Source organism: Psychrobacter sp. (assembly GCF_030457785.1).
In the GTDB taxonomy this organism is placed as follows: Bacteria; Pseudomonadota; Gammaproteobacteria; order Pseudomonadales; family Moraxellaceae; genus Psychrobacter.
Window position 1 is genome coordinate 1 of record NZ_JAKDUI010000129.1, and the last position, 7,949, is coordinate 7,949.

General features: G+C 48.2%; 4 protein-coding genes. 3 read left to right on the top strand and 1 reads right to left on the bottom strand.

The genetic code is table 11. The features are described from left to right. Positions 1-591 precede the first annotated feature (591 nt). Positions 592-2,919, top strand: coding sequence for an ATP-dependent DNA helicase RecG (gene recG / locus L0J61_RS07325; protein ID WP_301465713.1), 2,328 nt, complete (start codon positions 592-594; stop codon positions 2,917-2,919). Between the two features lie 85 nt (positions 2,920-3,004). Here the strand turns inward: recG and L0J61_RS07330 are convergent, their stop codons facing one another. Next, positions 3,005-3,133, bottom strand: a complete 129-nt coding sequence (locus L0J61_RS07330; protein WP_301465708.1) for a hypothetical protein — start codon at positions 3,131-3,133, stop codon at positions 3,005-3,007. A 397-nt stretch (positions 3,134-3,530) separates the two neighbouring features. Between L0J61_RS07330 and L0J61_RS07335 the strand changes: the two genes are divergently transcribed. Continuing rightward, positions 3,531-4,847, top strand: coding sequence for an efflux RND transporter periplasmic adaptor subunit (locus tag L0J61_RS07335; protein ID WP_301465710.1), 1,317 nt, complete (start codon positions 3,531-3,533; stop codon positions 4,845-4,847). Then, positions 4,844-7,945 (top strand): efflux RND transporter permease subunit, encoded by a 3,102-nt coding sequence (locus L0J61_RS07340; protein ID WP_301465712.1) that lies wholly within the window; start codon positions 4,844-4,846, stop codon positions 7,943-7,945. Before L0J61_RS07335 ends, L0J61_RS07340 begins: the two co-directional genes overlap by 4 nt. Positions 7,946-7,949: the final 4 nt, after the last annotated feature.

The window sequence follows — 7,949 nt, forward strand, 5'->3', positions numbered from 1 at the left end:
GTTACTTTAATCAAAATCTCTTATCAGCTGTCCTAAATTAGTTGACCACTACAGATGCTGGTCGTGGTGCTGTTTGTACGTCTGGATTCGGAGTTAACGTACTGCAGGCGCTCAGTGTCGGGGTCATTATGAAGATGAGCGTTATCAATAGGCTCAGGTACGTAGCTGTACCACGACGATGCAGTTGCATAAAGATATCATAAGTACGCATAATAGAAGAGCCTTATAAAAGTGTCATCACTTCATGACCATAACCTAAAAGCTACGAGCAGTCAGTGCTAGGACGTATCCTCAATCTGAAGAAGATATCTCATTTATCATTATTCTTAAAATGAGGACACGCATTGAGATATAGATGCTTGTATGATTAGCTGCCTATATGGTTAGGTGCCCGTAAAATATGAAAATGAAGTGACTAAGCTTACTATTTTTAGCGTTGAATTGCCAAAAATATTCGCTGTCTATGCCATAGCAATTACGGGTAGTCAGTACGGTATTCATTGTCTGTTGTTCACGGCGATGTATTAGCAGGCGACATCGATAACAACCTTGTTAGGATCTTTAATGTCCACATCCGATCAGCACACAGCTATGATTGATTCCACACATCCTATGCGCTCAGACGTGACAGCTTCGGCGTTAGATATGCCAGTGACGGCGTTGGCTGGTGTCGGTCCCAAAGTCGCAGAGCAGTTGGCACAATTAAATATCAAACGGATATTTGATTTGCTGTTGCACCTGCCACGTGATTATGAAGATCGTAGTCGAGCGGTCTCAATAGCTGATGCAGAGCATGGACAAGCGGTTTTAATCACTGGCCATGTGGTACATGTCGATAATAAACGTAGCGGTATGACGGTCGTGGTCGATGACGATACGGGCACGATGTCTTTGCGTTTTTTTAAGGTTTATCGAGGTTTGGCGCAGACCATGAATTTGGGAACACAGCTGCAGCTATTCGGTGAAGTAAAAGTGAACCGTTATGGTAAGCAGATGCATCACCCCGAATACCAGGTAATGACCGATAGCGCAGTGATAACCAATACTGGGCTACAGCCAATCTACCCTAGTGTCAAAGGTCTGCATCAGAATAAGCTACGCACTTTAATTAAGCTGGCATTGCAGACTGTGCGTACTCAGGGCTTACCTATGACGCTGTTCACGCCAGAAGATTTCTCTGTCGTGGCAGACTTGCCATTGGTACCTTTTGAGCCGACGAAAACGACCATAACAGAGCCCGAGTATCCAGAAGACATATTTTCGGTACTGGCAAATAGTGTGCCGAACAATACCGTGGACAGTAGTGTCAGCAAAGCACCTGTAACTGCTTATGATTCAAACAATAAAACCAATCTAATTGTTGCTAACGCGACTAGTAACAATGTTTACAGTTTAACGATATTTGAAGCGTTAGTGCTGCTGCATACGCCACCTACCTATACCGATGCTGGGCAGCAGTACCAGCTACTGAATCAGTTGAGTGCTCGCACACATGCGGCTTGTCAGCGTCTGATTATCGAAGAGCTGACAGCTCATCAACTTAGCCTGTTGTATCGTCGTCAGCAACTGCATCAGCATAAAGCACCTAAATGTGACAGCCAAAGCCCATTGGCTGATAAGTTGTTCGCGGCATTGCCGTTTGACCTAACAGGCGCACAGCAGCGAGTGATGAAAGACATCACAGCTGATATGGCGACGTCTATTCCGATGCTGCGACTGGTACAGGGAGATGTTGGAGCGGGCAAAACTTTGGTTGCAGCTGGTGCGGCAGGTTATGCGCTTGATAGTGGCTGGCAGGTGGCGGTCATGGCACCGACTGAGATTTTAGCAGAGCAGCATTTGGTCAATTTCAAGCAGTGGTTTGAGCCGTTAGGTGTCAGTGTTGGTTGGTTGGCGGGTAAACAAACCGCAAAGCAACGCCGTGAAGCGCTCGAAGCCGTCGCGGAAAACACGGTGCAAATCGCGGTCGGTACGCATGCTTTGTTTCAAGACCAAGTACAGTTTGCCAAATTGGGGCTGGTCATTATCGACGAGCAACATCGCTTTGGGGTTGAGCAGCGTATGGCGCTGACTAATAAAGGTGTTGCCAATAGTACGCCGCATCAGTTGATAATGACGGCGACGCCAATTCCTCGCACGTTGGCGATGAGCGTCTATGGTGACATGGATACCTCTATCATTGACGAGTTACCACCTGGCCGCACACCTATTACGACGGTGACGATTGACCGTAATCGCCGCGATGAAGTGATTGAGCGTATTGCGATTAATTGTGAATCAGGTCGGCAAGCTTATTGGGTCTGCTCGCTAGTAGAAGAGTCTAGCGTGCTGGATGCACAGGCTGCCGAAGCCACTTACCATGATTTAAATGAGCGTTTGGGTATTCGGATAGGTCTCGTACATGGCAAGATGAAATCTGCTGATAAACAAGCCATTATGCAAGAGTTCAAGGTAGGCGCTCTTGATTTGTTGATTGCGACGACGGTCATCGAAGTAGGCGTCGATGTGCCAAACGCATCGTTGATGGTGATCGAAAATGCGGAACGCTTAGGTCTGTCGCAGTTGCATCAGCTGCGTGGACGTGTGGGGCGAGGCTCTACCAAGAGCTTTTGTGTGCTGCTTTATCAAACGCCATTGTCGGAGACTGGTACGGAGCGTTTGAACGTACTGCGGGATAGTACAGACGGTTTTGTTATCGCGCAAAAAGACTTAGAGTTGCGTGGTCCAGGTGAGCTGCTCGGCAAGCGGCAAACAGGCAATGTAGGCTATTATTTGGCTGATTTGATTCGTGACGAGCAGTTATTTGCCATTGCGCAGCGTCTGGCGAAGCATTTGATATCGGACCATACACGCAAACCGGACGTCAGCCAGTTGATACATCGATGGATGCCAGAAGCCAGTCGCTATACGAATGCTTAGTCGTGAGTGTAGGTTCAATGGTAATGACAAATAAAAAAAAGAGGACAGCCGATGGCGTCCTCTTTTTTGTTGAATTCGAAAAAAGCTATTTGGCTTTTTTCGCCTTCTTCATTGATTTTTTGAGACCTTTTAGGTCCTTTTTCGTCTGCTTAATTTTGATTTTGGCATTTTTAATTTCTTTCTTAAGCTTTTTAACTTTTGATTTATCAGCCATTTTTAGCTCCTTTAATAATGAAGTTGACTTACATAATGACAAATCAGCTTGGGAATACAAGTTGGAATTGTATGTACTCTGTACAGTTGCCGCCGTTTCGAGGAGTAGGACGGGTTTTTGTTAAGCAGTCTTTAGTCTGATACTTGCGGCTTTTATTATCATCACCGGGATGAAGGTGGAAGGTAATGAATGATGATATGACATGGCGTATTCTGTTTTAAGCAGCATCATCTGAATCATTGACTGACTGTTTAGGTACGCAACATAATTGACGAAGCAATGGGATAGTCTACAATATTAAAATCATAACAACATGATCGACCAATCTGTCTTACCCTATGTTGTTCCCCTTATATTTCCATGACGTTGATAGCGTGCTTATTTGTAGAGACTGACTATGAGTGACTTTAGAGACCCAGATGATAAGCAAGATCCGCCTAGTGAGCAAGTGTCGGGAACCGCTCCGTCTGAGCTACCGACCTACCGTCAGTCTGAGGCGTCGGCTAATAAACCGTCTCCAAAGCTGCCGTTATGGGTGTTTCCTGTTTTAGTAGCAGTGCTCGTCATGGGTGTGCTAATTGGGAGATACTGGGGCGGCAATGATGAGGCCGGCATAGATGCGCCTGCAGTTTCTAACACTGCGCAAAGTGAGGGCGATAGCGATGCCAGTAGTACGCAGACGGTATTGTCCGTAGAAACGATTTCGCCCAGCCAAGATAGTATCGGCAATACGCTAAGCGCCGATGGGACAATCAGTGCCAAAGACACGGCGAATGTGAGTGCAAAAGTTAATGGTGTCGCCATCGAGCGTGTATTGGTCGAAGAGGGCGACCGTGTAGAAGTGGGGCAAGTGCTTGCGGTATTCGATACCGATGCGATGGAACAGCAGGTATTGCAAGCAGAAGCAGATGTCGCAGAAGCAGCAGCGACATTGGCCAATGCCAGTGCCGATGCGGCGCGTGTATTGCCATTGATAGACATTGATGCTATCAGTCAGCAGGAAGCCGATCGCTACCGTACTTCTGAAGTGCGAGCAAGGGCGTCTTTGCAGGCATCCAAGGCACGTTTGAGTAATCAACGCCTGGATTTAGAAAATTCGAAAGTCGTCGCGCCAGTCAGTGGTGTCATTAGTGAGAAAATGGCTGAAGTCGGCATGGTATCTGGTGGTGGTGCGTTGTTTACCATTATCAAAGGTGGGCTGCTAGAGTGGCGCGCGGATATCGATCCGAAGCTCGTCGGCGACGTCGGTGTCGGTACGCCAGTACGCGTCAGCCTGTCAGATGGTGATACCGTGATGGGAGAGGTAAGCCGTATCGCACCAACAGCGGACGATAATCGTCAGATTACCATCTATGCCAGTCTTGCTGAAAATGCCAAAGCCCGCGCCGGCATGTACCAAACAGGCGAGTTTTTGCTGGGTAGTATTAGCACTCAAACCATTCCTAACAGTGCGGTGGTTAGTAACGATGGTTATGACTATGTGATGCTGGTCACCCAGATTCGTGATAACCGAGAAGACCAAAAGGTAGGGCGTGTTCGACAACAGCGAGTGACATTGGGCGAGCGATATGGCGCGAACATCTCGGTACCTGAGCCGTTACCAAACGACAGCCAGCTTGTGAAGCAAGGTGGTAGCTTTTTAAATGATGGTGATTTAGTACGTATCGTCAATGATGCGACCCAGACAAGCCAACCTGAGCAGGCACAGCCATGAGATTAAATGTCTCTGCTTATTCGATCAAAAACCCATTAGTCGCTATTTTGCTGTTTGTGCTGCTGACATTGGGCGGTGTATACGGCTTTATGAAAATGAAAGTGCAGCAGTTTCCGGATATTGACCTGCCTGCCGTTGTGGTGACCGTTACTTTACCTGGTGCAGCCCCTGCGCAACTCGAAAACGATATCGCCAAAAAAGTCGAAAATCAGCTAACCAGTATCGAAGGCGTCAAGCATATTCGCACCACCTTGCAAACGGGTGCCGCCACTATGGTCACTGAGTTTGTGTTAGAAAAAGACATCCAAGAAGCGGTTGATGATGTACGCTCAGCGGTCGGTGAAGTGCGTGGCGACCTGCCTGCAGCAGCAAATGACCCTATCATTACCAAAGTCTCTACGGCAGGGTTTCCTGTCGTTACTTACTCTGTTGCTGCTGAAAACATGAATGTGGAAGACCTCTCTTGGTTCGTTGACGATACCGTTACCAAACGGCTGTCTGATATAGCAGGGGTCAGTTCAGTTAGCCGTGTCGGTGGTTTGCAGCGTGAAATCACTGTGGCCGCTGATCCTATTGCTTTGAGTGGCTTACAGTTCCCCATCACGCAGTTATCACAGCAGATCTCTGGTATTCAGCAAGACAGCTCGGGTGGTGAAGCAGAGGTCGGCGATACGACGCAAACCATTCGTGTGTTGGGTGCGGTCGAACGGGCAAGCGATCTGAATGATGTGCAGGTTGCCGTTCCTACAGGAGGCACACAGGCTCTGGGTCGCATGGCGACAGTGACGGATGGTCCTGCCGACCCCAGCTCTATAGCCAAGCTGGATGGTGAAACGGTTGTGGCATTCAATATCACTCGCTCTCGAGGTGCCAGTGAAGTGGATGTCATGGAGCAGGTTGATGCTGAGCTGGCAAGGCTGGTAACGGATACTGGAAATATCAGGATTGAAAAAGTCTATGATCGGGCGACCCCTGTTGCTGAAGATTATGAATCCTCGTTACGTATGCTGATAGAAGGTGGGTTATTAGCGGTCGTTGTGGTGTTTTTATTTTTGCGCAATATTCGTGCGACCATTGTCGCGGCTGTCGCGTTGCCACTTTCGGTCATACCGACTTTTTTGGGCATGTATCTGTTTGGTTTTAGTCTAAATATAATTTCCTTATTGGCATTGTCGTTGGTTATCGGTGTATTGGTTGATGATGCAATCGTTGAAGTCGAAAACATCATTCGCCATCTGCGCATGGGCAAGACGCCTTATGAGGCAGCGATGGAGGCGGCTGATGAGATTGGACTGGCAGTTGTAGCGACGACTTTTACATTGATCGCTGTGTTCTTGCCGACTGCTTTTATGGGCGGTGTCGTTGGTCAGTTTTTCCGTCAATTTGGTTGGACAGCAGCTTTGTCCATATTTGCCTCTTTAATGGTGGCGCGTCTTATCACACCGATGATGGCGGCATATGTGCTGCGCCCAGAAAAAGATCAGGTAAAAAAGCAAAGTGCGGTGATGGATTGGTATCTGAAGATCGTGTCGTGGACGCTGAAGAAACGTTGGCTGACTATGACGGCTACTTTGGTATTGTTTGTGCTGTCGCTGGCTTTGGTCAAGCTGTTGCCTAGTGCCTTTATCCCTGATAATGATATCGACCAAACACGTGTGGCGATTGAGCTGACACCAGATGTGGCGCTAGAAGATACTGAGCGCGTTGCAGCTATGGCGAGTGAGCGTATTTTAGCGCTGCCAGCAGTGACCAATATTTTTACGTCGGTAGGGGAAACGCAAGCGTCGATGGACGTCAACTCGACGGGCGGCACTGCTGACAATATCGCAGGCTTAGATATCGTGTTGGCACCCCGAGCAGAACGTGAGTCTAAACAAGAAATAGAACGACAAATAAACAGGGTACTAGCAGATGTACCGGGTGCACGATTTACGGTTGGTTTATCGAGTGGCGGTGAGACGGGGTACAACTTCTCTTTGACCAGCACCAATCCAGAAGTGTTGGAGCAAACTGTACAGCGGATAATGAACGAAATACGAGCATTGCCGAGTGCGGGCACTGTGACCAGTGATCGCAGCTTACCGCAACAAGAGCTGACTGTTACCCCTGATAGACTGGCGATGGCAGATAAAGGTGTGACCACGAAAGATATCGCTTCTACACTTCGAATAGCGACTGTCGGTGACTATGAGCAGCTTTTGTCTAAGCTCAATCTGAATACACGACAGATTCCTATTGTGGTCCGTCTGCCTGATGTCGCTAAGCAAAATGTCAGTCAGTTAGAAAGCTTATATGTACCGAGCACCCTTCCTACAGGGCAGGGCGTACGTGTGGGCGAAGTTGCTGATTTAAGCTTTGGTACAGGGCCTGCGCAGATTACGAGGTTGGATCGAGAGCGAGCGATTAGTATCACTGCTCAGCCGGCCAATGGCGAGCTTGGCGAGTTGGTACAAGCGGTCAAAGCCATACCTGCGATGCAGACATTGCCACCATCAATCACTATTATCGATCAAGGTCAGGCAGAAAATATGGCTGAGCTATTTAGTGGCTTTGCGATAGCCATGTCAGTTGGTGTGGTCTGTATTTTGGGGGTTCTTATTTTATTGTTTGGTCGTATCTTACAGCCTTTTACTATTTTAATGGCGTTGCCGCTGTCTATCGGTGGTGCCTTTGTAGGTTTGGTTATTACTAAAAGCAGCCTCTCTATGCCCTCGATGATTGGCTTTATCATGCTAATGGGTATCGCCACCAAAAACTCTATCTTATTGGTCGATTATGCGTTGATTGCTCAGCGTCGAGGTCTGGCACGCTTCGATGCCATCCTCGATGCCTGTCGCAAACGTGCTCGCCCGATTATCATGACGACCATTGCGATGGGCGCAGGGATGTTACCGTTGGTGTTTGGCTGGGGTGATGCAGATCCCACTTTTAGACGACCGATGGCGGCGGCGGTATTGGGCGGTTTGGTCACGTCCACTTTGCTCAGCTTAGTTGTCATTCCAGTGGTGTATACATTGATGGATGATCTATCAGGATGGTTTGCTAAATGGCTAAAACCAAGTGGTAAGCCGCCTGCTGCTGCCGATGAGACAGCTTAGAGTG

Coding starts and splice junctions, on each gene's coding strand:
- recG (WP_301465713.1), top strand. CDS start 592: ATGATTGATTCCACACATCCTATGCGCTCAGACGTGACAGCTTCGGCG.
- L0J61_RS07330 (WP_301465708.1), bottom strand. CDS start 3,133: ATGGCTGATAAATCAAAAGTTAAAAAGCTTAAGAAAGAAATTAAAAAT.
- L0J61_RS07340 (WP_301465712.1), top strand. CDS start 4,844: ATGAGATTAAATGTCTCTGCTTATTCGATCAAAAACCCATTAGTCGCT.
- L0J61_RS07335 (WP_301465710.1), top strand. CDS start 3,531: ATGAGTGACTTTAGAGACCCAGATGATAAGCAAGATCCGCCTAGTGAG.